This is a genomic window from Novosphingobium subterraneum, assembly GCF_000807925.1.
GTDB classification, from domain to species: Bacteria; Pseudomonadota; Alphaproteobacteria; order Sphingomonadales; family Sphingomonadaceae; genus Novosphingobium; species Novosphingobium subterraneum.
Genome location: NZ_JRVC01000034.1, coordinates 1 through 23995, shown reverse-complemented (window position 1 = coordinate 23995; position 23995 = coordinate 1). Strand labels below are relative to the sequence as shown.

Genomic DNA, 23995 nt, shown 5'->3' with positions numbered 1-23995 from the left:
TAGACGAGCCACCAACAAACGAGGTGAGGTCTGTGCAGGTTCTGCTTTTGCCCTCAATCTAAGCACCTTATGTTGCGTCGGATGCCGCGTGCACCGCTTGGGACGCACACTAGCAGATCAGGATCTTCCATGAAGATTGCAATTATTGGATCAGGATACGTTGGCCTGGTGTCCGGCACATGTCTTGCCGACTTTGGGCACGACGTCGTCTGCGTCGACAAGGACGAGGCTAAGATCGCAAACCTCCTCGCAGGCGTCATGCCAATCTACGAGCCGGGTCTCGCGGAACTTGTCGCAGCAAACGTCAAAGCGGAACGGTTGTCCTTCTCCTCGTCTCTGGCCGCTTCAATCCAAGGCGCGCAGGTGGTGTTTATCGCCGTCGGCACCCCTGCACGTCGCGGCGACGGTCACGCGGACCTGAGCTACGTCAAAGCAGTAGCGCACGAAATTGCCGCAAACATCAAGTCGCCGACCGTTGTCGTCACGAAATCGACGGTACCCGTCGGGACGGGTGATGAGATCGAGCGGATCCTCGCGGCGAGCGGCACGCCGGTAGCATGCTCAGTCGTCTCGAACCCCGAATTCCTGCGCGAAGGAGCGGCTATCGGCGATTTCAAGCGCCCTGATCGTATCGTCATAGGCGCCGAGGATGAATGGGCCCGCAACGTGATGACTGAAGTCTATCGGCCCCTGTTCCTGAACAAGGCGCCCATCTTGTTTACGTCCAGGCGAAGCGCGGAGCTGATCAAATACGCCTCCAATGCCTTTCTCGCGACGAAGATCACTTTCATCAACGAAATGGCCGACTTGTGCGAGAAGGTGCGGGCGAACGTGCAGGACGTGGCACGCGGAATGGGCCTCGACAACCGGATCGGCACAAAATTTCTACACGCAGGTCCAGGTTACGGCGGTTCGTGTTTTCCCAAGGACACCCTCGCCCTGCTCAAGACAGCGGAAGAGTTCAGCAGTCCTGTGCGGCTTGTTGAAGCCGTGGTGAACGTAAATGAAACGCGCAAGCGGGCAATGGGCCGCAAAGTGATCGAAGCACTTGGCGGAAGCGCACGGGACAAGCGCGTCGCAATACTGGGCCTGACATTCAAGCCAAACACCGATGACATGCGCGATGCTCCGTCGATCGCGATCATTCAGACGCTTCTGGATGCAGGCGCAGACGTGGTCGCTTATGATCCGGAAGGCATGGAAGCGGCCGCGCGTCTCATGCCTGATGTAACTATGGCGACCAATGTATATGACGCGATCGAAGCGGCAGACGCGATCGTGCTGGTAACCGAGTGGGACGCGTTTCGTGCACTTGATTTCGGACGCATCCACGACAGGGCCAAGGCTCCTGTGCTTATCGATTTGCGAAATGTCTATGATCCGGCTCAGGCGCGCGAGGCGGGCATCATCTATACCAGTGTTGGCCGCCCCTGACAGCACGTAAAGCTATGCCTGTGTCGAGAAGGGTTCAATGGCTACCCGCTGTGGACATGTCTGAGCCAGTAGCTGGGGGTGGTGAGATGGATCATTCCGCGGGAGCTATTGTTCGGTGTGTCCTATCGGGTCGCTGTTTCTGAGAAGGTCGAGCAGGCGCTCGAAATGGATACACTGCACTGAAAGCGCACAATCATGCCCGATTTTCCCCCGGCTTGAACGTCCCTGGAATGGCGGCCCTGATGGTCCATGGGCAGAATTGATGCGGATCGCGTCGGTATCAGGGCCCTTCTCGACGAGCAACGCGACAGGTGCGTGCTCGGGCACGCCATCCGGGCGTCGCAGGCGTCGCTATCTGCCCCTCGCCGACCGTCAGGTGGAATAAGAGCAGTAGTCCGAGAGCAACTGCCAATGGCAGTAGAGCTTACTGGCGAACCCACCCACACGCGGCTGGGAGCGGGTCAAAGACTCCCCGTTTCCCGTCCGCTGTCGACGCGGGCGCTGAATGTTGCGCTCTCATTGTCTGTCAGACCCCGGCTTCGCGCCAGCGCCTGAAGCCACGATTGATGGCGCCCCAACGCCATCCTGGGGTGCCACGTCGCGCCGCAGAGCGCCGAAACATTGCTGCCGAAGGATGCTGCTGATGACCGAACGGTACTGCTCGAACCATCTCCCTCGACCGCGCTTTCCAAGCTCGATTGATAGCAGGCCCTTGCAATACAACATTTTTCTTCAGTCAATCCGCTTATCCCCAAGCCTGCCACCCAAAAGCAGGCATAGGTCAAGCCGAGCAACGCGCGACAGCCGCCATTGCCGTCCTTGGGCACCGCGTAACACTGCAGAGTGCCATTCGACTTCTGCGAAGGCTCGACTGGCTAATGTGGTGCGATTCCTCCGAACCCTTGCCCACGCCGCCGAGCCCTCCGTCCGACGAACCCGGAAGACCTCACAAGATTGAGCGTCCGGTCGCCGATAGCGCGGGCGAACTCGCGCGCCACCCTATCCGCACAGATTAGATGCACTTTGTGAACTAACGCATTAAAGGATCAACAAACTTTCCCCTGGCGTTTGCGCTTACATCTTCCTGCCTTTCGACGGAATGACCGGGGTACAAGGCGGCGTAGGTGCCAAATGAGCGTGCGAAGATGCCGAAACTCGGATCACATTCCGTAAATGAGACAAGGACTGATTGTACGCTTATGTGATCGGGATAATCCTCGGCACGTGGCAGCTGTGCCATGGCTTTTCTACGGGGGAAAAAGAAGTCTTGCCGAAGCTTCGCTTCGTCCCCGCGCCCAATGCCGGACCTTCAACCTGCGCGATGGCGCGCCGCGCAGTCAGGGGGAATACTGCAAGCCCATATCAGGGGCCGCAGCACCGCCCCCGGGTATTGGATATGATATAGGTCTGGTTGCGGGAACCAGATGAAACGCCGGTTCTTGAAGCAGGGCCAAGACATTGAACTTGCTGCAAGGGATGCTCCTTGACTTTCAAGCCAGTTTTTGCCCTTTGACTGTTGCTCTGCGGAAGAGCGTGCGCTGCTACCGCGGTGCAGAATGGAGCGTCTTCGAAACGTGACGAAATCCTGTAAAAGCTCTCGCAAGGGCATCATCCTTGCTGGTGGTTCTGGAACCCGCCTCTATCCGTTGACGCGCGGGGTATCCAAGCAGCTCATGCCGGTGTTCGATAAGCCGATGATCTATTATCCACTCAGCACGTTGATGCTGGCGGGTATTCGCGACATCCTGATTATCACCACTCCCGAGGACGCGGTTCAGTTCCAGCGCGTTCTTGGTGACGGATCCGCATTTGGAATCGCATTGTCCTATGCCGTCCAGCCGAAACCTGACGGCCTTGCACAGGCCTTCCATATCGGCGCGGAATTTGTCGGCGGCGCGCCCAGCGCGCTGGTGCTGGGGGACAACATCTTCTACGGTCATGGCCTGCCGCAGCTGCTGCAGAATGCCAATCGGCGCGAGACCGGAGCGAGCGTGTTCGCATATCGCGTCAACAATCCCGAAGCCTATGGTGTTGTAGCCTTCGACGAGGCTGGCCGCGCACGTTCGATCGAAGAGAAGCCGGCACAGCCACAATCCAACTATGCTGTGACTGGTCTTTACTTTTATGACGAGACGGTGGTGGATCGTGCACGCGAGCTCAAACCTTCGCAGCGTGGCGAACTGGAGATTACCGACCTCAACCGGCTCTACATGAACGAGGGTGCGCTTTCGGTCGAGATCATGGGGCGGGGTTACGCTTGGCTGGACACCGGCACACACGGATCATTGCTGGATGCAGCAACTTATGTCCGCATCACCGAGGAACGGCAGGGCCTGAAAATCTGCTGCCCCGAGGAAATCGCGTGGCGACAGGGGTTCATCAGTGATGCCGAACTTGAAGCAATTGCCGAACCGTTGCGCAAATCGGGATATGGCGAATATCTATTGCAACTTCTGACGCAAAAAGGTTCGCTGTGAAAATTATCGAATGTGACATCCAAGGTCCACTTATCATCGAACCCAAGGTTTTTGGCGACGAACGCGGCTTCTTTTTTGAGAGCTGGAACAGCGCCGCATTCACTGCGGCGGGACTTGATCTGACATTCGTGCAAGACAATCATAGCCGGTCGCAGAAGGGCGTTTTGCGCGGCATGCATTTCCAGAATCCCCACCCGCAAGGCAAGCTGGTGCGCGTGGCACGCGGCGCTGTCTACGACGTCGCGGTCGACCTGCGCCGCTCGTCGCGAGATTTCGGGAAATGGACAGGAGTCGTTCTCTCAGCAGAGAACAAACGCATGTTCTGGGTGCCAGAAGGCTTTGCCCACGGCTTTCTGACACTCGAGGATGACACGGATTTCCTCTACAAGTGCACCGCGCATTACGCGCCGCAGTTCGAGAGCTGCCTCGCCTGGGACGACCGTGCGGTGGGAATCGAATGGCCACTTGACGGAATTACGCCGAAGCTTTCGGCCAAGGATGCCGTTGGCCTCTCGCTCGATCAGGTGACGCCCTTTCCATGAAAGCCCTCGTAACCGGCATCGACGGCCAGGTCGGGAAGGCCCTTTTGGAAACTGCTCCGGAAGGATGGACTTGCATCGGATATCGTCGCGCAGGACTCAATCTTGGCGATGCCGATGCAATCGTCCGCATTGTTGGGACCGAACGGCCCGATGTCGTGATCAATGCAGCTGCTTACACAGCTGTCGACAAGGCCGAAACTGAACAGGTCTTGGCGCATGTCATCAATGCCAAGGCCCCACGGGTCTTTTCTGAGGTTCTCGCACGCACAGGTGGACGGCTCGTGCAGGTCTCGACCGATTTCGTGTTCGACGGAACCGGTGGTCATGGCTATCGCCCGAGTGATGTGCGAAACCCGCTTTCGGTTTACGGCGCCAGCAAGGCCGCCGGCGAGGATGGCGCAGGCTCGGATGCAATCATCGTGCGAACAAGCTGGGTCTACGCTGCGGGTGGCGCCAATTTCGTACGGACCATGCTTCGACTGATGCGCGAACGCGACGAACTGCGCGTTGTGGCCGACCAAATCGGATCGCCGACCTGGGCCACCGGACTTGCGCGGACGCTTTGGGGCTTGGCACTGCACAACCAACCGGGCATTTTTCATCATCGCGATGCAGGTGTTGCCAGCTGGTATGACTTCGCAATCGCCATCGCCGAAGAGGCACAAGCTCTGGGCATGCTGAAGCGCATTCCGAAAATCGTGCCGATTGCTACAGCCGATTTCCCAACGCCTGCACGACGCCCGTCATTCTCGGTCCTCGATGTCAGTTCTACCAGGGCCGTACTTGGTGATGAATGGGTACATTGGCGCAGGAACCTGCGGACCATGCTCAAAGAGGAAAGATCCCTTGCCTAACCTGCTTGTCACCGGAGGTGCCGGATTTATCGGCGGCAATTTCGTCCATTATTGGAGCAAGATGCACCCTGACGATGCGATCATCGTCCTGGATTGCCTTACCTACGCCGGAAATCGGTCGACCATTGCTGACGTCGAACAGGCCGAACTGGTCGTAGGCAACATACGCGATACCGATCTGGTCCAAAAGCTGCTGCGCGAACGCAATATCGCAACGCTCATTCACTTTGCTGCCGAAAGCCATGTAGACCGATCGATAAGCGGACCCGACGCGTTCATCGACACGAACATCCTTGGCACAAACAGCCTGCTCAAGGCCGCGCGACAGGTCTGGCTCGATAGCGGCAGTGGACGCGCGCATCGTTTTCATCATATTTCGACAGACGAGGTTTACGGATCGCTTGGGCCCGATGATCCGGCGTTCCGTGAGACCACGCAGTTTCAGCCGAACTCGCCCTACTCGGCATCCAAGGCGGCCTCGGACCACCTCGTTCGGGCCTATCATCATACCTATGGCCTTGATGTTACCACGACCAACTGCTCGAACAATTACGGTCCCTATCACTATCCCGAAAAGCTTATTCCCCTGTTCTTACTCAATGCTCTGTCAGGACGCCCGCTGCCGATCTATGGCGACGGTATGAATGTCCGCGACTGGCTCTACGTCGAGGATCACTGTCGCGGTATCGAGGCAACACTGCTGAACGGCAAGGCTGGCGAAGTCTACAATATCGGGGGTGGCGAGGAATTGCCCAACATGGCGGTTATCGACCGGATCTGCGCGGAAGTCGATCTTGCCTTCGCCGAGATCGAAGGCCTGGCAGAACGTTATCCGGACGCTCCGGCGGCAAAGGGGCGGGAGACCAGTGAATTGAAGACATTCGTCGAAGACCGCAAGGGCCACGACCGGCGCTACGCCATCGACGAGACCAAGGCGCGATCCGAGATCGGTTACGTACCGCAGCACGATTTCGAAAGCGGCCTGCGCAAGACGGTCCGTTGGTATCTCGAGAACGAGGCTTGGTGGCGGCCATTGGTGGCAGCTTAGCACCAAGGCGGTCAGATCAGGCCGGAATGCCTGCGACAGATGCCAAGGATTGGCCGAGCCCAGGTCTTGATGACAATGATAGCTCATGTCATTCTGCAAAGCCGTCGGCTCGCTCAGACAGGCTGAAGATGAGTTTTACGCGGGCCGCAGCCAAGCCTGCCAGCAGTGCGCCAAGCCATCCCGGATCACTTTTGGTGCCCTCCCCGTCCCATGTCTTTGCTTCGGGTGCTCACAGGGTACGACGCCGATCGCACTTTTATCGAAATCGTGCTTGTGCAGCCCCTGATGCCGGTTTGCTTCGTCCAGCCGAGACCTGTATCGAGCCTTGTAAAAGAGCCTCAATGATTGCGCAGAAAGCTCGCTCTTCACGAGCGGCCGAAGCATGTTCGCATAGTCAGTCCCATGGCAGTGACCATGCGGTTTTTGCTTTCAGATAAACGCTTGGTTTCTCAGGTTTTTCCAGAATCTGAATGCTTGGCCGGGACGCCGCATGCCCCCACCTCACGCGATCACTTCAATCTGCACCCGGAATCACACCACGAGCGGTCCCTAACCCTGCCCGGTGCAGTTTGACCTGCATCTGAGGTAAGAACTTCTTTGCGCCCGCCGGTGCCGCAACGCCTGATCGACAGGCGGTTGCATAAATCAGGCAGCTTTGCTCGACCACTTCTTGCCCCGCCTCTTCCCCGGCTGCAAGGTCGAGGAATATTTCCCTTAAGCAATTGGGACCAAGATGATTTTGCAGCGATACACGCGATTTGCGTTCCTCACCCTGTTCTGCCTCACCGCCACTGCTATCGTTGCTCTTGCCCTCACTCCTTCCCCTCCGGCATTGGGGATTGGCGACAAGATTGAGCACGTAATAGCGTTTGGATGCCTCTCGTTGCTCTCACTCATCGCCTTTCCAAAGCAGCGCAAGTTGGTGCTTGCCCTGGCTCTCGCTACGCTTGGGGCCCTGATCGAATGTCTTCAGCTGTTGCCTGCCCTTAGGCGCAGTTCAGACGGGATCGACTGGATCGCTGATTGTGCTGCCATCGGGATTGTCTTCGGATCGGCTGCCGCGATGCAGCGACTGGAAGGCTGGAGATCCGTAGCGTAGACACGGGAATAGTCGTTTCTTTCTAAATCCTTGGAGCTGTTCGTCCGGCGATGGTATGTCCATCGAAGCGTTGGCCTGAACTGAAAGCAAATTCCTCCACAACTAGTCGGCACTTGGTCGCCACGGATTCGGTGACTGTTCCGGTGATGTCCTTGCCCGAGCTTTCGGATGCTACTTTATGAGCAATCATGTCCACAATCCGGGTTGGCGCGGAGTGGAGCGGGGGACTCGAAGACGGAGGTCGGTTTGATGCAGCGGCGGTCGGCAGGGTCCCGTCGCGCGCTTGCCATTCCGGGTTGGGAACGACAGGGTAACTTTTGTGATGCGACGCGATCTTGATCATCTTCCCGCCAACAAGCGGCGCGAGCTGGAGCGGGTGCTGCAGTTGATCTTCGAGGAGTTCGAAGACGTGACTGCCTGCGCCAGCGAAGCGCGCCGCAAAGCCAGGCGGATACTCAAGGTCGTTCTCTATGGCAGCTACGCGCGCGGAGGCTGGGTCGATGAACCCCATACTGCCAAGGGGTACAAGTCGGACTTCGACCTGCTGATCATCGTCAACCACAAGGACCTGACCGACCGGGTCAAGTACTGGTCCCGGCTCGATGACCGCCTCATGCGAGAGTACGGGATCACCGGAACATTGAAGACCCCGGTGAACTTCATCGTCCACACGCTAGGTGAGGTGAACGATGGGCTCGCGCATGGCCGCTACTTCTTCATGGACGTCGCCAGGGACGGCATCGCGCTTTACGAGGCTGACGATACCGAACTGCACAGCCCCAAGCCCAAGACGCCAGAGCAGGCGCTGGCAATGGCGAAAGAGTATTTCGAGGATTGGATCCCCAGCGCCCAAAGTTTTGTGAGAGGTTTTCGTCATGCAGTGGGTGACGGCGATCTCAGAAAGGCTGCGTTCGACCTCCACCAAGCGGCTGAGCGCCTCTACCATTGCGTGCTCTTAGTTGTCACATTCTACACACCGCACGTGCACAACCTTTCGTTTCTACGCACTCAGGCGGAACGGATTGATCGTCGCCTGACCTACGTCTGGCCTTCGGATAACCGGAAGCAGCGCGCGATGTTCGAGAAACTCAAGGAGGCCTACGTCAAGGCCCGCTACTCCAGGCACTATCGCATTACCGCCGAGGAATTGTCCTGGCTCGGTGAGCAGGTCGAGGAACTGGGCCGCGTGGTGCACACGGTCTGTGTCGAGCGCCTGACCCTGTTGGAAGCAAAGGCATCAAAAGCATGATCCTTGGCGGCCAAGCATCATTTCCCCGGAAAGGCCGGTTTTCGCGCGTCCAGTGGCCGGACCGGCCAAAATCGGGTTCTCAGCAAATCAAAGAGCAGTGCTACGCGCACTGGAGGATAACGCACGATTTGTCCGGTCGATGCCGCTGGACGACGGTCGACGGCCTGCGCGGGTTCGGCGAACCGAAGTCATTATGACGCTAAGTCAAGCTGTGCCTTAGCCAGAACTCGAACATCCGGAGCGGATCCAGGGATGCACAATGGATTAAGGAAGCACCACATCGTTGCCATTGTGGCAGCGCTTCAGCTTGCCAATCCCACTGCAGCGCGCGCGCCATTGGAGAGGGCAAACACGCTTGAGCCCTTTTATGCAGTCAGGGAGCAAGATCTGCGACTGTCGATGATCATGCGCAGGCTGATTACCGGTAACGCCGCCATTTGCCGTAACCAGATGCCGTTCACGGGACTCATTCTGCATGCGCAAAGTCAATATGACAGGCACTTTGCGGCATCGTTGGCCCAAGCGGGGTACTTCCCTGCCCCGGTAGCAGTCGAACTGGTTTTATCTGATAGCCCGGCAGCATCTGCAGGCTTGAAAGTGGGTGATGGAATAGTCGCAATCAACGATATCGCACTGCCCTTGGACGGCTCCGCCAAACGTAGCAGCATGGATCGCGACAAGGCAGAGCGATTGCTGCTTATGCAAGCTGCCGATGCGCCTATCAACATCACGATACAACGCAATGGGGAGACAGCACCGAGAGTTGTCTCGCTGCAACCTCAACGGACCTGTCGAGCTCGCTGGGAAGTAACCTTCGACAAGGCGGACCTCGGCCTCTCAGACGGAGAAATTGTTCAGCTTTCGGCGCATTTCCTCGATGATCAAACCGACGATTTTGTGGCCGTCATTGCGGCCCATGAACTGGCACACGTGGTTCTCGGGCACCGCCAAAAGCTCGAGAGCCTGAATGTAAGATACACTGCTCTGTCTGCCTATGGGAGAAGCGGCAAGCTTATCCGCGCTGCAGAAGATGAAGCTGATCGCTTGAGCGTCCACCTGTTGGCCAATGCCGGTTACAATCCCGAGCTTGCAGTACAGTTCTGGGAAGGACCAGGAAAACGCTACAGCGGGGGAATCCTGCGAAGCCCGACGCACGCTTCTGCCTCCGCAAGGGCGACGGCGATCCGGCGCGAGATTGAAGGACTGGCCCCATCGTCCGGAAACAATACGAAAGCTCACGCCCCATAGATCCTTGCATCGGCACGAACCCGTTCTGTCTCCCCGCATCGTCGGCGCGTAACCGGCGAGTTGAGTTTTCGTTCTTGTTTCGGACTTCTCCGTGAGGAAATGGGCTCTGACACATTTTTGGGGGCTGGACCGGCCTGCATCAAGCAAGTTCCTCGCCTGGCACGCCCTCATCTAAGGGGTGTCAATTTCCGGATTGGGGATTAGAGAGCGACTGGTCCATACCGGCAACGGGGCAGTGAAAGCGGCCTGCGGCAACACCAAAGCCAAGGATCGCGCGGCCAATGTGCCGGGCGTCCATGTGACGTAACTCTTATGCGAAAGCCCATCCCCAAATGTGCGGAATCATCGGAATCGCCGGCAAGGAACAGGTGGCAGACCGGCTGGTCGATGGCCTGCGGCGGATGGAATATCGCGGCTATGACTCGGCGGGCATCTGCACTGTCGAAGGCGGTCAGCTCGTGCGGCGGCGGGCCGAGGGCAAGCTCAATAATCTTGTGGCGGAACTGGCGCGCAATCCGGCCTCGGGCCTGATCGGCATCGCCCACACCCGCTGGGCAACGCATGGCGCGCCGACGACCAGCAATGCGCACCCCCATGCCACGGGTGAAGTCGCGCTGGTCCACAACGGCATCATCGAAAACTTCAAGCCGCTGCGCGAAGCGCTGATCGCGCGCGGCCGCACGTTCGAAAGCGAGACCGATACAGAAGTCGTCGCCCACCTCGTGTCCGAACAGGTCGAGGCGGGGCTTTCGCCGCAGGACGCGGTCAAGGCCGTGCTGCCGACCTTGCGCGGGGCCTTCGCCCTTGCCATCGCCTTCCGCACCCATGACGACATGCTGATCGGTGCGCGTCTCGGTTCGCCGCTGGTGGTGGGCTATGGCGTGGGCGAGACCTATCTTGGATCGGACGCGCTGGCGCTCGCCCCGCTGACGCAGCGGATCACCTATCTCGAAGAGGGCGACTGGGTGGTGATCACCCGCGATGGCGCGCAGATCTTCGATGCCGAAAACAATCCGGTCGAGCGTCCCATCGTCGCCTCGGGCGCAACCGCAGCCGCGATCGAGAAGGGCAACTACCGCCACTTCATGCAGAAGGAGATCTTCGAGCAGCCGGTGGTGGTGGCACAAACGCTGCGCTCCTACCTGCGCCGGGTGGAGCAGACCGTGGCGCTGCCGCAGATCGACTTCGATCTCGCCAGCATCAACCGCGTGACCATCGTCGCCTGCGGAACGAGTTTCTACGCCGGGATGGTCGCAAAGTACTGGTTCGAACAGTTCGCGCGGCTGCCGGTGGACATCGATGTGGCATCGGAATTCCGTTACCGCGATCCCGTGCTCGAGCCGGGCGGCCTTGCCCTGTTCATCTCGCAGAGCGGTGAGACGGCAGACACGCTGGCGGCGCTGCGGCATTGCAAGGCCGCGGGGCAGACCATCGCCGTCGTCGTCAACGTGCCGACGAGTTCGATGGCCCGCGAGGCGGACCTGCTGCTGCCGACCCATGCCGGGCCGGAAATCGGCGTAGCCTCGACCAAGGCCTTCACCTGTCAGCTCGCCGTGCTGGCGGCGCTCGCGGCGCACCTTGCGGTCAAGCGCGGGCGGCTCAGCCGTGAGGAAGAGGCCGAGATCGTCGAGCAGCTGGTCGAGACTCCGGCCTGCCTCAACGCTGCGCTTGCCCACGACGAGGAGATTGCCGGCATGGCGCACCTGATCGCGCCTGCGCGCGACGTGCTCTATCTTGGCCGTGGGCCGGATTATCCGCTGGCGCTGGAAGGAGCGCTGAAGCTCAAGGAAATCAGCTATATCCACGCAGAGGGCTATGCCAGCGGCGAGATGAAGCACGGCCCCATCGCGTTGATCGACGAGGCTGTGCCGGTGATCGTGCTGGCGCCTTCCGGACCGCTCTTTGAAAAGACCGTCAGCAACATGCAGGAAGTGCGCGCGCGCGGCGGCAAGGTCGTGCTGATCTCGGACGCCGAAGGCATTGCCGAAGCGGGCGAAGGATGCCTGGCGACCATCGAGATGCCGAAGGTCCACCCGCTGATCGCGCCGCTGGTCTATGCTGTGCCGGTGCAGTTGCTCGCCTACCATGTCGCCGTGGCCAAGGACACTGACGTCGATCAGCCGCGCAACCTGGCGAAGTCGGTCACTGTCGAGTAAGCGGACCGGCACCGTTTGACCGGGCACTCGTATCAGGCGCTCCTTGTCTCACCAACGCAGAACGAACAGATTCCCGCCTTGCATCAATCCCTCATTAGCCTGCGCGACACTCGATAATAAAGGTGCTACTCCGGCTCGACCGATGCGAGCAAAATCGGAGAATCCTTAAGAGACCGAAACCCGGCCGACCTCTGTAAAGGCTGAACTGAAATCGGTGCTGCATCTCGAATCTGCGAGCACCATACGTTCCGTGGAAACTCAGCCAAACAATCACTTGTCTCTCCCGGTTCGAGCAACGGCTGCGCTCGACGGAGCGGGACATCTCCTCAGTTAGCCGACTCTCCCCGTAGCTCGACTATTAACGAGTTCAATTGAAATATGCCGGTAGCTTCGTAGTGGTAGCCGCAAGCAAACTTTACCACGCCGAGCTAAAAGGATCACGAACCTTTGAAGTGGATCTCCTGGCTATGTCAGGCCTGTAATGGAGAATGTGAGCGTGAAACCCGGATCTGGATTCTTACGGTGGTTTAGCGAAAGCCCCTTGCCACCAGAGGCCGAAAAGACATCGGAGACTCTCGCGAGCCACGCAGATCGCGAATTGCTCGAAAGAATCTCGGATTTCCTCCTTGGAAACAGGCTTGAAGTAAGCCAGGCAAATCTGCTCACGGCGCACGCCGCGTTTTCAGGCGCGGTAGTCGGCTTGGCGCGCACCATCTCGGCAAAAGTAGCTGCAGGTGAAAAAATCACCCAATCGATGATGGACCATTATGCCGTCTCCGCACTTCCTGGGAAGTCAGAGGAGTTGGACAGCCTTGCCGCCAAGGTCGAGCGCACGCTTGCCGTCTTTGAGCATACGTCCAGCTCTGCAAAAAAGAGCACCAAGGAATACGGCGAGGTGCTCCATGCCCAAGCCTCTAACCTGTCGGCAAACCTGACTCACGACCTTGTTCTGCAGAACCTCGTTGAGATCACCAAGACAATGATCGAACGGACGGATCGCATCGAAAAGGAGATGGAGCGAAGCGAGAAGGAAGCCTCCTCTTTGCGGGCAAGTCTGGAAAAAGCCCGAAGGGAAGCCGATTTGGATCATCTGACCGGCCTGGCAAATCGAAGAGCCTTTGAAGGCGTGTTTGAGTCACAATACCGTATTGCTCAATCCGAAATTGAGCCTTTAAGTGTTGCGTTTTGCGATATTGACCACTTTAAAAGTATTAACGACAAACACGGTCATGATACGGGAGATCGTGTCATACAATCTATCGCACAGGCTCTGACTCGAATTTCAGACGACAAGTGTCACGTCGCGCGGCATGGCGGAGAAGAATTCGTTCTGTTATTTCGGGGAATCTCTCTGGATGAAGCTTGGCAGAAACTTGACGATACACGGAAACAGTTTGCTGCACGCAAACTAATAAACCGGCTGACCGATGAACCGATCGGGCATGTTACCTTTTCAGCGGGCATTGCGAATGTATTTGCGTTCGATGACCGGCGCGAGGCCCTCCGAGCAGCTGACCTTGCCTTGTACAAGGCCAAGGATAGCGGACGAAATTGTATCGTTAAGGCATAAAATGGAGAGAAAGCAGACAGGCGCCGCAGAGTGTGTCAAAGACCATCCGGCTCCCGGCGCACGCTTTTTCCGATCTGTTTTTAAAAGCTGACCACAGCTTCTGCCACAGAAAAGCGGTTGTGCCGGGCAGATCGTCTACACATCGACATTCCACAACCGCATAATGCCCCGCTTCGCGGTTGCGGAGGCTGTTCAACACTTCGCAGCAGTTCAGTTGTATTGAACCCAAACCTGCAAGCTTCCCGAGAATATGCCAGCTGCCGTGCTTGCATCCAGGACGATCAATCCGCCAACGATGACGGCGCTTTGTCCACTGGACCCGAGATTCCCAGGTAGAGTGACGTTACCGGCACCGATCGATGTCGTGTTGACGATGAGCGACCCGCTTGGTCCGGACAACGAAAAATTCTGAGGGACATTTACACTGATGGCCTGCCCTCCTTCCCCTGTGATGGCAAATTGGGCTGTAGTCGGCGTTAGGACAGGCAACCGCCGTACACCGGTGCCGGTTACCGATACTGTCCCCGTGCCATCGATTGAAACTGTACCGGATCCGGTTACCGGTCGGGTGATGCTCCCGAATTGGAGATCTGCAACCTTGCCAATGGTCACCGGTCTGATCACCGTGGCAACGACCGTTCCACTCATTGAGCTCGAGCCTCCGGAACTGGGCCTTGATGCTGTAACAAGCAGACTTGCAGTTGCGGATCCTGTTGAAGCGGAGGCCTCGTTGCCGGAAATTGAGATAGTATAACCGAGTTGCAGTGTCTTGCTGCCATTTCGGCCAATTGGCCCAATTACAACTTCGGTTGAATTTCCTAAAGGTGTAGTACTCATGACTGTTGCCGACCCGGCTGATGCCGTGACAGCAGAGATGGACCCAATCCGACCCTGGGCGCTTCCTGACGGCGTTAACGTGACAATCACATTGCTAGTGTCGCAATTTGGATTGCCATTACAGGATATTGAAACAATGAAGTTGGCAGGACTATTGGTGAGCCTTACTGCGCTCCCTGAGATCAAAGCGGACGCTCCGCTCCCCGCACTGATTTCTATCTGGCTCGAACCGGAAGTTGCCGAGACAATGGTGCCGAGGTTGCCGCCGGAAACGGAATTCACCGTATAATTCTGTGCCGATGCCGGGACATGTCCGTAGAAGATGATCGTGATCGCAAGGAAGAGATATCTTATCATCTCGTCACCATCTGTACGTGTTCGTTGAACGCGACTTCACCGTTGACGTCAACGACACTCCCATCCGCTCCCACTGTCGCAAATATCGGTTCCTTCAGCCGCATGCCGAGGCGGGCAGCCTGGTCAGCGTCGATCTCGATTGCGTACTTGCCTGGCTTCACCCCGTCGAACACGACCGTGCCATCGAATTCGGTCATGCCGGATGCGACATCGCCCTTGGGCGAAACAAGCCGCACTTTCACCGCCGAAAGGCCATTCAATGCCCCGTCCCGGCCACGGAAGCGGATGCGGGTGACCAACTCGGACGTCGGCACAAGCGGATAGTCGATCCGCGCAATTCCCCCTGAACGCGCAGCAAACGTGATGTTCTGTGGCGGAGGGGAAACAAATACGGTGTCGGTCCCCGAGATGTCGGTGCGCAGTGAAGTCATGTTGCCATCGCCGAGGCCAGTCACGAACGCCCGGCCCTGTCCATCCGTCACGGCCTTCAGTCCGCCACCCTGCACGACCACGCCGGGCACTGCTTCCTCACCCTCATCGCGCCGGCCGTTGGCATTGGCGTCGATGAAAGCCAGGAGCGCTGCGCTGGCCCCATTGGCCGGGCCCGGCGGCGTCACGCGATAGCGGCCTTTGAGCGGGTCGCGTGCTATCCCGAAGTTGAGCTGTACGCCCACGCGCCAGCGGTTCTGGCTGGTGGACCAGTCGCCGCCCAGCGTCGCGGTCACCATCGGCAAGCGCGCGGTCAGCCCTGCCTGCAGGGCCGCATCATGCCCGGCAAAATTGCGTGTCGCACCAAGGCGCAAACTGTACCGATCGCTAATTGCCCGGTCCGCGGCAAAACCCAGCGTTTCCAGCCGGGTGCCTGGCTTGATCCCGAAATCGGCAGTGGCGCGCAGTTGCCACTTGTAGTCGATCAGCCGCATCGCACCGAGATTGGCGTTGATGCGGGTGTCGGCGAAATTGCCCTGCGTGCGGTGGCTGTAGTCGGCGCCTATGGCGAACAGGGTCTGCCCTACGCTCGCGGTGGTGCGTGCCCGGGCCGAGAGGGTCTGGCTGCCGTCGACGAACTCGGCACGGTCGAACCGCCCAGAGACTGGCAGGCCAAGCGAGCCGGGCAGCGGTACCGCCAGGTCGAAGACGACTTCGCTGTAGCGGCGCATCGGGCGCGACGGATCGAAAGCGGTGTTGGCCTCATCGGCAAAGCCCCCGCCGTATTCGACATGGCGGCCAAGGAAGCTTACGCCGGCGATGCGTCCGGCAAGGCCCAGAGACATCGCCCGCCCGCCTGTGAAGTCGCTGGCAAGGTCGGTCTGCACGGCAAGGCCGAGCAGCGAATGGCGCGCGCCAATCGAACCGATGGCGTGTGAAGTGCCGCCGAAGTCGGTGAAGCGCGAAAGACCGGCCGCGACAGTCAGGTGTTCGCTTATGCCGTGGGCGATGTTGAAAGTGGCGCGCAGATCGCCCTTGCCCTTGGCAAAGCCGCTGAGGTTGGCATCAGAGAGGTCGATCACGGTCCGGTCCTGCGAAACGATGCCGAGATCAACCGTCGTCTTGCCCGCCGCAAGCTGGCCGCCTCCCACGTTGATCACGCGGGTGCGTTCGATGCGTTCTCCGCGCGGGCCATAGAGCACGACGCGCAGGGCGTTTCGGCCGCGCACCAGCGGGATGTCGTTGAATTCATAGCGTCCCTGCACGCCCGCACCGCGCTGGGCGGATCGCAGGATATCGTTGACGTAGAGCTCGGCATCATATCCCAGCGGCAGTTCTCCGCGCAGGTTGATGCGCTGGAACACGCTGGCCTCATCGATGCGCGACGATGAGAACGTGAAACCGGCCCCGCCAAGACTGCGTGCGCCGACGACCTGGGGGGGCGTGAAGACGTCGCCCAGCGCGGCAGACGTGCCGCCGAGCGAGCCGAGCAGTCGTCCGTCCTCGGACCGGCGCGTGAAGGCAAGGCGGGCCGAAACCGGATCGCCGTGGTCGTCGGTGGCGATCCAGGCGTTGAAGCCTGCTTTCAGCAGATCGCCCGCCACACGGCCTTCAAAGCGCGTGACAGAGCGGCCACCGCCGTTGATGCCTTCGCTGTTGTAGCCAAGCTCGGTCGTGAAATCGAAAGCGGGGGGACCGATCCAGCGGTAGGGCGTTGCGACGCGCATGGCATCGTCCTGCGATTCCGGCTGGCCGGCAAGCCCTGCCATGCGGGCAAGGCGTTCGCGCTGGGCCTGCAAGGGCAGCTTTTCCGAGGCTTCGAGGGTGAGGATCATCTCGTCGGCAATCGACGTGATCTTCAGCGGCAGCAACTTGGCCACCAGCGAGGCCCGCAGGTAGATATCGGTTTCGGAGATCAAGCTGTCGGGCGGAATCAGCGCGACAACCTTGCCGCCAATAAGGGCCTGACCTGACCGCAGATCGATAGTGATGGGACGCTGGCTCTCGCCGATGCGGCCCGATGCAACGCCATTTGTAACGTCGATATCGAGCGGAAGTTCAAGCAGACGGGTGAGTTCACCGAGCGGCAGCAGCGGGTCTGTGGGGTCGCCGTACGCCGTCAGCGCCTCGCTGATGGTGGTGCCGTCAAGCTGCACGGAAAACAGCAGGAGGTCTTGCCCGTCCGCACGGATGGTGCCGAAGGCAGGTTGTGGCAAAGCCGTGCCCGATCTGCCGCTACTCTCGTCGGCAGGGCTTGCAGATGCAGCCGGTCCCGCTGGCGCGCTGCCGTTGGCAGCGGCCAGGGCCAGAATGGCCAGTGTCGTGGTCATGTCAGGAGGCGGTGTAGCTTCCGCTGGTGATCTCGACCGGCTTCTTGCCGTCGTCGGCGCTGTATGTGGCGGTTATCACTTCGCCTCGTTTCAGCGGGCGGAGCAAAGGCACGAGGGCCTGGCGTTCATCAGCTTCCGGGTAGACGGCAATACCCCGCGCCACGCCGACCACTTCCTTGGCCGTGCGCAGTTCGAGATTGCCGTAAAGCGAAGTCGTGCCCTTGCGCTGCAGGGTTACTGCAAGCGCAGGGCCATCGCGCGTGGCGGAAGGCGTTATTGCGCCAATTCCGCCGGTTGCATCGGGCGTGCCCCCCCGCACGATCAGCGGGATCGAGATGCCGAAGACGGACTGAATGCGAAGAACCAGCTCGCCCTTTTCGGCGGCAGCAGCCTGTTCGGCAGTCAGCCCCGTATCGGCGGGAGGCACCGTGGTGACGGTCAGGTGCGTGCGATACTCCGCGGTCGTGGCGGTGTCGGCCAGGGTGGCGCGAACACGAACCGTCTTGCCTTGGCCCGGTGGCAGGATCAGGCGGCTGGGTGCGGCAAGCACGAAGGGTTTGGCGGAGCGCACTTTCGCGCCAAGACCTTCGGCACCACGCTCTGCAAGGCGGCTCATCGGCACGATCTCGCCAGAGGGCAGCATGGCGTTGTCGACCAGCGCCACGTCAACCGTAACCGGCGTGGTGCCTTGGTTGAACACGTAGACCGCTTCGGTACGCTTGCTGGAATCGAAGATCACGCGGCGTGGCGTAATGTTGATATTGGCTGCGGCTGCCTGGACCGGGACGGTCACCTGGGCGTCTTGCGCCTTGGGAGCGGCGATCGGGAGCGGTGCCTGCTGGGCAGCCACCATTGCCGGCGCCAGCAAGGTCAGGAGGCCTGGCATCATCACGAGGTTGCGCTTCATGGCTCGATGACCTTCAGTTGAATTGTGCGAGGAACAGGATGGAGCTGTCGCCTGGAACATTGCCGCGCCCAGAAACACTGCCGCGCATTGCGCCGCGCAGGCGTGCGTCCGATGCGGCCGGTTGCAGCAGGTCAATGCGGTAGACGCCGCTTGCCATGACCAGGACGCCGCTGGCGTCACGGGGCATGCCCTTCTTGCCTGGCTTGCGCGGTGACATCAGCACCGAGACCGAATCTCCCGCATCGCCATTGAGGAACACCGCAGAAACGGCATCGCTCAGGATGTCGAACGAGAACCCTGCGCCAACCGGCTCGAGGATGACCACGGCTGCTTCTGCCGATGCGGGTGCTGGTGCAGCGTGGGCAACCGCCGGCGAGGCCATGATCGCGCAAGCGGCGAGGAGCGCCCTGGCAATCTGCCCGATGCGAACCTTCGATCCTGCGTCCATGGCTTGTCCCCCTCTCGCCGACGGTTGCCGTCTGCCTCGGGGAGGTGCCGCGCAGTTGCGGCAACGCTCCCCGAAGTTCCATCACTGATAGGTGACAGTCACCGTGAAGTTGCCGGTGTAGGCGCCTGAAGCCTGTGTGTCAGGCAGGCTGAACGAGCCGCCGACGTTGAGCGTGGCGGATCCTGCGGCCGCCAGGGCGCCAGAGAGAGTCACCGTGCTGCCGAAGTCGGGCAGCAACGTTACCGGGATGGTGTTGGTCCCGCTGGTCAGGGTGACCGTCGCCGGGATCGAGGTGGTGACCGATTGGCCTCCCTCGCCATCGACGGTGAACTGTGCGCGGCTGGTGGTGCTGGCAAGTGCGACGGCACCGCTGGCGGCGACAACCGAGTTGCCGGTGTTTGCCAGCGTGACCGTACCGGTGCCGCCCGTGCGCGGACGCACGATGCGGCCAAAGGCAAGGTCGCTGTTCTTGGTGATCGTCAGCGGGCGGACGATGGTGACCGACCCCGACGCAGTAGCACTGCTGGTATTTGCGGCGGTCTGGGCGAAGGCGGAACCTCCGGCCAGAAGCCCGGCGGCAATTGCCGCGCTGGCAAGATAATGTCTCATTTCAAGTCCCCTGGTACGCCGACTAGAGTCGCTGATCTTGGGTCAGCACGTCCGAACCGACCCGCGAGAAGACCTAAGGGAAATTACATAAGCAAATCTTAAAGGGTTTAAGGTATCGATTAACTATCTGAAACCTCTTCCGAATTTTTGACCCAAGCAGGCGCGCTTGGCGCATTTAGCACCGCAACTCTATGGGAGTGGTTGCCGAAACCCGGCTGCTGACTTTGTCAACACCATCTTATCGTAGGGGCAAGGAGCTAGGAAATAGAGCGGTTTCTACACGTTCTACATCGATCTGGATTAACTTTTCGGGCTCGTTGTAATTTGTCGTGATGTCGTGGACGACCCCCGCTGCGCAGGAGCCTTTCGGCAATGAGGACCTCGGTCGGGTGCATCCATTTGATCAGCTTTTACGATGCTGGACAACGCCGCGCTGAAGGATCTTCTCTCAAAAAATGTATGACCCGCCCTGTCCATGCAAGGGTCGATCGGTGGTGACGGTGCCAGTCTGCACAAATGTATCCGGCCTCTCGCGAGTGGACCGCTGTTGCGGCCAGGCCTTGATGAGATCCGCGCGTATCGTTCTCGGATAAATGCTTCGGGCTGGTAGCCCGTTTTTTTGACGGAGCTTACGATACGCAGGTCAACTGTTTCGTCATCACGCTCACGAACCTCGCAGTCTGTAGCGGTCCAGATCAGCCGAAGGCTGGATCCCTCCGCTCGTAACTGGCACCGGGCTTCGTCAGCACGACCCACAAGATGCGGGCGATCTTGGCTGCCAAGGCGACGGTGACCTTGTTCTTATGCATTCGGCGTTCCAGCCCATCAAGCCATGGCCCCAGGCGGTCCCGGCTTCGGTCGAGATGCGTCACGCAGGATCTAGCTCCGTGGATGATCATGCGCCGGAGGTACTTGTTGCCACGTTTGCTGATGCCGAGCAGCCTCGTTTTGCCCCCAGTAGAGTACTCCCGTGGCACGAGCCCAAGCCATGCCGCCAGATCGCGAGCTTTGCGGAACTGACGCCCCGTGCCGGCCGATGCAAGCAAGGCGGTGGCCCCCAGTGGGCCGACACCGGGTACAGTCATTAAGCGACGGGCCGTATCGCTGCGCGCTGCGATAGCTTCGATCTCGCGGTTCATGGCGGCGATGCGCTGTTCGAGATCGCCGAGTTCCCCGAATACCTCAGTCAGCATTCGGCGCATGGCGGGCGTGAGCTCATTGTCCATATCCCCGAGCACCCGTGGCATGTCGGCTTTGAACTTGCCGGCACCTTGGTGGATTGCGATGCCGTATTCCAGGCAAAAGGCGCGCATCTGACTGATCAGTCGCGTGCGATGAGCGATCATCCTGTCCCGGACGCGGTGCAGAGCCTGCAGGTCAATCTGTTCCGGCGACCGGATCTCCACGAAGCGCATCGTCGGCCTGGTTACCGCTTCTGCGATGGCTTCGGCGTCGATGATATCGTTCTTGTTCGACTTCACGAACGGCTTCACGAACTGTGCCGGCACGATCCGCACAATGTGACCCATCGCTTGAAGTTTGCGCGCAAGCCACTGCGAACCGGGACACGCTTCCATCCCCACCAACACCGGCGACGCACGCTCAAAGAACTGCAGCAACGTCTCCCGTCTGAAGGTGGCTTTCTGGATCGGTGCGTGAGAAGCATCGAGGCCGACGACGTGAAAGACCGTCTTGCCGATGTCGATGCCGAACACGGCTGCATCTCTTGGCTTGTTCCGTATGCTCATTGCATCCTCCTTCTTGATCGCTCGACTGTGGATGGAAGGACAGGGCGGGTCATCCCATTATTGGTAACGCCCGCTGTCAGGCGCAGAGCGGTTGCTCATCTCGCGGATCATCATGGGATGAGCGAGCGGCGGGTGTGCCGTGTCATTGAAGCTGATCGCAAAAGCGTTCGCTACCAGTCCCGGCGGCCGCCGGAGACGGAGTTGCGCGCCGTTTGCGCGAGCTTGCCAACGAGCGGCGCCGGTTCGGCTATCGCCGGCTGCACATCCTGCTGCGGCGGGAAGGTGAGCCTTCGGGCATCAACCGCGTCTACCGGCTCTATCGGGAGGAAGGTCTTGGCGTTCACAAGCGTCGGACACGGCGCAGGGCCGTCGGCACACCGGCTCCGATCCTCGTCGAGGCCCGGCCCAATGCGCGCTGGAGCCTGGACTTCGTCCATGATCAGTTCGCCTGCGGCAGGCGGTTCCGCGTGCTCAACATCGCCGATAACGTGACCAGGGAATGCCTCGCCGCGATACCCGACACGTCACTCTTCGGGCACCGAATGGTGCGCGAACTGCCCGACATCATCGGCGGGCGCGGCAAGCCGGGCATGATCGTCAGCGACAACGTCCTAGGTCGGGAAGCAGCGGCGGGAAACAGCCAGCAGGTCTCGTTACGCCGATGGTGATCGGCGCTGATTGCGTTCTGATTCAGTGGCTTCCATCGTCAAGGTATGCGCTCTGGCCATAGCAAACACAGGATCCAGCGGCCTCGGCGGTCGTGATCCTCACCGTCCTTAAAATGAGATGCGGATGCCGGATGCAAGCCACGAACGTTATCTACAAGGTCGTCGTAGCGCCCTCACGGCACGATAGAGAGGGGTCCTTCCATCAGGTGTCCGCCCCTTCGACGAACGGGCGGTACTCGGCTCCCGTCTTTATGACAGCGTGCGCGACGCGCCATCTTGGCCGTGAGTGCGATCATCGCCTTGCGGCGGCCATCGGGGTCATTGCCATGGCCGGCTACATAGCGGCCAAGCTTGTCACGGAAGCTGTTGTCGCGCTGGCGGATGGCAACCTGGGTTGCCATCCAGAAGGTGCAGCGTAGCCGAGCGTTGCCGTAATTGTACAGCTTGGTCCGCCCGCGGAATGTGCCCCACTGGCAATTCGCGAGGTCAAGCCCACAGAACTTGAGGAACTGGCAGTGGTGGGCGAACCGGCGAGGGTCGCCGGCCTCGGCGACGATCGTCAGCGCGTGATCGGTACGATCCCGGGGATCATTCGTAGGAGCTGATAATCTCAATTCACGCAGAGCAAGGTGTGAGCGGTACGCTCAATCTCATCGCGCTGCCGGACGAGGCTGCGTGCTTGCGCGATGACCATCCGGAACATGGCGATCGCTACCGAATCCTCGTCGACCCGCAATGCCACCGAGACGCAGGCGGTCTCATCAATATCGTTGATTAGACGGGCCTTGAAGACCTTGCGACCGACCAGCGACCAAGCCTCACGCGCGAAGCCTCCCTGCCCCAGTGCAATCATGCTGGCTGGGGTGGGAAACCGCTCCAGCAGGGCTAGGAACCAGTCCGACCGGCTATAGCCGGCGAACCGCTCAATCTCTGGAAGGTACAACGGCAGATAGTGCGTCAGGATCCGGTGCCAGGTCTGGGTCTTGGCCTTGGAGATGGCGTCATGGGTCGTCGGCATCTCCTGCAGGTAGTCGATCTCGACCGCCAGCGGATCGACGTAACGCTGCGTGGCACCGATCAGCAGCATGTGCAGGATCACCAGCGCATCCTTGGAATCGTTCTTTTCTCAACCATTGTGCAGCGCCCCACGGGTGCGCGCAGGGCAACCGACTAAATCAGTCGCAGCTCGAAACCTGCGGAAAGCAGCCGGTGCGCCAAGGTGCGATGGTAGTTGCCGGCCGCCTCAAAGCCGACGACGATCGGGCGCCCTATGCTGCTGAGCTCGTCGGCGAGGCAATCGTAGTCAGCCTTGGTGGCCGTGATCGTCATGCGCCGCTGGCGGCCGCTTTCGGGGCGTTCAACCAATACCTCCTGCCGGTGCTTCGACATATCGATGGCTACCAATGCGGAGTCGACGGAGGGTAGAACTGCGCTTGGTCATGGTCGGTCCGTCTCCAAAGGGTTGAGTCGACAACGTCACTTTGGAGACCTGTTGGCCGATCATGGCGCCGCTTCCCAATGTGCTAAGGCACCGAGTTCATCGCCAATGCGATCCTCGCTTGGTACAAGAACAACGAGATCGAGTGGCACCACATCTCGCCGGGCAAGCCAACGCAGAACGGTTACGTGGAATACTCAACGAGACGCTGTTCTACGGCATCGATCATGCCTGTGCCGTGATCCGGGAGGGGGCGGAGGATTGCAATATTCGCCGTCCCCTCTCCTCAATCGGATACCAAACCCCAGCCAGCTACGCGAAAGCGATCTTTGCAATGGGGCCAGGCAAGCCTGACCCCATTGCAAACAAGGCGCCGAGCTAGAAAGATAGCAGATTTTTAAAGCAGGAGGCGTCCAGAAATCTAGGGGCTACTCACTGATCCAATGAGCACCATCAAGCGCGGGCCGCACGGTGTCAACGGCACTGTAAAAATCCCCGGAAGTGGCAAAGTAAAATTCCCCACTTTGGGCTTTGGGCGGTCAGTTGG

17 protein-coding genes and 3 pseudogenes are annotated in these 23995 nt (G+C 59.7%); 12 read left to right on the top strand and 8 right to left on the bottom strand.

All coding sequences use genetic code 11. The annotated features are described in order from the left end of the window. The first annotated feature begins 129 nt into the window (after positions 1-129). The 5 genes from NJ75_RS21990 (at position 130) to rfbB (ending at position 6355) form a co-directional block, all read left to right on the top strand. Positions 130-1434 (top strand): UDP-glucose dehydrogenase family protein, encoded by a 1305-nt coding sequence (locus NJ75_RS21990; protein ID WP_039338352.1) that lies wholly within the window; start codon positions 130-132, stop codon positions 1432-1434. 1556 nt (positions 1435-2990) lie between these two features. After that, complete coding sequence (gene rfbA / locus NJ75_RS21985; RefSeq protein ID WP_052242755.1) at positions 2991-3911, top strand: glucose-1-phosphate thymidylyltransferase RfbA; 921 nt, start codon at positions 2991-2993, stop codon at positions 3909-3911. Then, positions 3908-4453, top strand: coding sequence for a dTDP-4-dehydrorhamnose 3,5-epimerase (rfbC, locus tag NJ75_RS21980; RefSeq protein ID WP_039338350.1), 546 nt, complete (start codon positions 3908-3910; stop codon positions 4451-4453). The genes rfbA and rfbC overlap by 4 nt, the downstream gene beginning before the upstream one ends. Then, entirely contained in the window at positions 4450-5307 is an 858-nt protein-coding gene (rfbD, locus tag NJ75_RS21975; RefSeq protein WP_039338348.1) for a dTDP-4-dehydrorhamnose reductase, read from the top strand. The genes rfbC and rfbD overlap by 4 nt, the downstream gene beginning before the upstream one ends. Beyond that, positions 5300-6355 (top strand): dTDP-glucose 4,6-dehydratase, encoded by a 1056-nt coding sequence (gene rfbB / locus NJ75_RS21970; protein WP_039338347.1) that lies wholly within the window; start codon positions 5300-5302, stop codon positions 6353-6355. The genes rfbD and rfbB overlap by 8 nt, the downstream gene beginning before the upstream one ends. Positions 6356-6869: 514 nt before the next feature. Here the strand turns inward: rfbB and NJ75_RS24620 are convergent. Next, the gene (locus NJ75_RS24620; RefSeq protein ID WP_156135936.1) at positions 6870-7214 is read right to left on the bottom strand and encodes a hypothetical protein; all 345 of its coding nucleotides are present in this window, start codon (positions 7212-7214) and stop codon (positions 6870-6872) included. Between the two features lie 562 nt (positions 7215-7776). Between NJ75_RS24620 and NJ75_RS21960 the strand changes: the two genes are divergently transcribed. From NJ75_RS21960 to NJ75_RS21945, 4 genes are all read left to right on the top strand, one after another. Beyond that, positions 7777-8703 (top strand): nucleotidyltransferase and HEPN domain-containing protein, encoded by a 927-nt coding sequence (locus NJ75_RS21960; RefSeq protein ID WP_039338344.1) that lies wholly within the window; start codon positions 7777-7779, stop codon positions 8701-8703. A 252-nt stretch (positions 8704-8955) separates the two neighbouring features. Next, entirely contained in the window at positions 8956-9951 is a 996-nt protein-coding gene (locus tag NJ75_RS21955) for a M48 family metallopeptidase (protein ID WP_052242754.1), read from the top strand. A gap of 332 nt (positions 9952-10283) precedes the next feature. Beyond that, complete coding sequence (glmS, locus tag NJ75_RS21950; protein WP_039338341.1) at positions 10284-12107, top strand: glutamine--fructose-6-phosphate transaminase (isomerizing); 1824 nt, start codon at positions 10284-10286, stop codon at positions 12105-12107. A 481-nt stretch (positions 12108-12588) separates the two neighbouring features. Next, positions 12589-13677: a GGDEF domain-containing protein gene (locus NJ75_RS21945; protein ID WP_082013528.1), complete on the top strand. Its 1089-nt coding sequence runs from the start codon at positions 12589-12591 to the stop codon at positions 13675-13677. A 210-nt stretch (positions 13678-13887) separates the two neighbouring features. Here the strand turns inward: NJ75_RS21945 and NJ75_RS25460 are convergent, their stop codons facing one another. Further along, the gene (locus tag NJ75_RS25460; protein ID WP_169745761.1) at positions 13888-14325 is read right to left on the bottom strand and encodes a DUF4402 domain-containing protein; all 438 of its coding nucleotides are present in this window, start codon (positions 14323-14325) and stop codon (positions 13888-13890) included. 187 nt (positions 14326-14512) lie between these two features. Here NJ75_RS25460 and NJ75_RS24850 point away from each other — a divergent pair, with 187 nt between their 5' ends. Next, positions 14513-14803 carry a hypothetical protein gene (locus tag NJ75_RS24850; RefSeq protein WP_039338340.1) on the top strand — a complete coding sequence of 97 codons (291 nt, stop codon included), beginning with the start codon at positions 14513-14515 and terminating at the stop codon, positions 14801-14803. Between the two features lie 64 nt (positions 14804-14867). Here NJ75_RS24850 and NJ75_RS21935 read toward each other — a convergent pair whose 3' ends face one another. The 5 genes from NJ75_RS21935 to NJ75_RS21915 all read right to left on the bottom strand — a co-directional run bounded on the left by NJ75_RS21935 (position 14868) and on the right by NJ75_RS21915 (position 21342). Beyond that, on the bottom strand, positions 14868-17630 hold the full coding sequence (locus tag NJ75_RS21935; RefSeq protein WP_039338339.1) for a collagen binding domain-containing protein: 2763 nt from the start codon (positions 17628-17630) through the stop codon (positions 14868-14870). 1 nt (position 17631) lies between these two features. Next, positions 17632-18537, bottom strand: coding sequence for a fimbrial biogenesis chaperone (locus NJ75_RS21930; RefSeq protein WP_052242753.1), 906 nt, complete (start codon positions 18535-18537; stop codon positions 17632-17634). 13 nt (positions 18538-18550) lie between these two features. Continuing rightward, a complete protein-coding gene (locus NJ75_RS21925) occupies positions 18551-18985 on the bottom strand; it encodes a hypothetical protein (protein ID WP_039338338.1) in 435 nt (144 codons plus the stop codon). 81 nt (positions 18986-19066) lie between these two features. After that, positions 19067-19594, bottom strand: a complete 528-nt coding sequence (locus NJ75_RS21920) for a DUF4402 domain-containing protein (RefSeq protein WP_052242752.1) — start codon at positions 19592-19594, stop codon at positions 19067-19069. Between the two features lie 695 nt (positions 19595-20289). Next, positions 20290-21342 (bottom strand): IS110 family RNA-guided transposase, encoded by a 1053-nt coding sequence (locus NJ75_RS21915; protein WP_039338337.1) that lies wholly within the window; start codon positions 21340-21342, stop codon positions 20290-20292. Between the two features lie 60 nt (positions 21343-21402). On the opposite strand from NJ75_RS21915, the pseudogene NJ75_RS21910 reads away from it, so the two are divergent. After that, a pseudogene (locus NJ75_RS21910) lies at positions 21403-21950 on the top strand (IS3 family transposase); the annotation flags it as partial. A gap of 207 nt (positions 21951-22157) precedes the next feature. Here the strand turns inward: NJ75_RS21910 and NJ75_RS21905 are convergent. Next, positions 22158-23399, bottom strand: a pseudogene (locus tag NJ75_RS21905) (IS110 family RNA-guided transposase). Between the two features lie 138 nt (positions 23400-23537). Here NJ75_RS21905 and NJ75_RS25240 point away from each other — a divergent pair. Continuing rightward, a pseudogene (locus tag NJ75_RS25240) lies at positions 23538-23788 on the top strand (integrase core domain-containing protein); the annotation flags it as partial. Between the last annotated feature and the right edge of the window lie 207 nt (positions 23789-23995).

Excerpts from the sequence above, each read along its gene's own strand:
- NJ75_RS21990 (WP_039338352.1), top strand. The coding sequence starts at position 130 with ATGAAGATTGCAATTATTGGATCAGGATACGTTGGCCTGGTGTCCGGC.
- rfbA (WP_052242755.1), top strand. The coding sequence starts at position 2,991 with ATGGAGCGTCTTCGAAACGTGACGAAATCCTGTAAAAGCTCTCGCAAG.
- rfbD (WP_039338348.1), top strand. The coding sequence starts at position 4,450 with ATGAAAGCCCTCGTAACCGGCATCGACGGCCAGGTCGGGAAGGCCCTT.
- NJ75_RS21960 (WP_039338344.1), top strand. The coding sequence starts at position 7,777 with ATGCGACGCGATCTTGATCATCTTCCCGCCAACAAGCGGCGCGAGCTG.
- NJ75_RS21955 (WP_052242754.1), top strand. The coding sequence starts at position 8,956 with ATGCACAATGGATTAAGGAAGCACCACATCGTTGCCATTGTGGCAGCG.
- glmS (WP_039338341.1), top strand. The coding sequence starts at position 10,284 with ATGTGCGGAATCATCGGAATCGCCGGCAAGGAACAGGTGGCAGACCGG.
- NJ75_RS21945 (WP_082013528.1), top strand. The coding sequence starts at position 12,589 with ATGGAGAATGTGAGCGTGAAACCCGGATCTGGATTCTTACGGTGGTTT.
- NJ75_RS25460 (WP_169745761.1), bottom strand. The coding sequence starts at position 14,325 with ATGAGTGGAACGGTCGTTGCCACGGTGATCAGACCGGTGACCATTGGC.
- NJ75_RS24850 (WP_039338340.1), top strand. The coding sequence starts at position 14,513 with ATGACTGTTGCCGACCCGGCTGATGCCGTGACAGCAGAGATGGACCCA.
- NJ75_RS21935 (WP_039338339.1), bottom strand. The coding sequence starts at position 17,630 with ATGACCACGACACTGGCCATTCTGGCCCTGGCCGCTGCCAACGGCAGC.
- NJ75_RS21930 (WP_052242753.1), bottom strand. The coding sequence starts at position 18,537 with ATGAAGCGCAACCTCGTGATGATGCCAGGCCTCCTGACCTTGCTGGCG.
- NJ75_RS21925 (WP_039338338.1), bottom strand. The coding sequence starts at position 18,985 with ATGGACGCAGGATCGAAGGTTCGCATCGGGCAGATTGCCAGGGCGCTC.
- NJ75_RS21920 (WP_052242752.1), bottom strand. The coding sequence starts at position 19,594 with ATGAGACATTATCTTGCCAGCGCGGCAATTGCCGCCGGGCTTCTGGCC.
- NJ75_RS21915 (WP_039338337.1), bottom strand. The coding sequence starts at position 21,342 with ATGAGCATACGGAACAAGCCAAGAGATGCAGCCGTGTTCGGCATCGAC.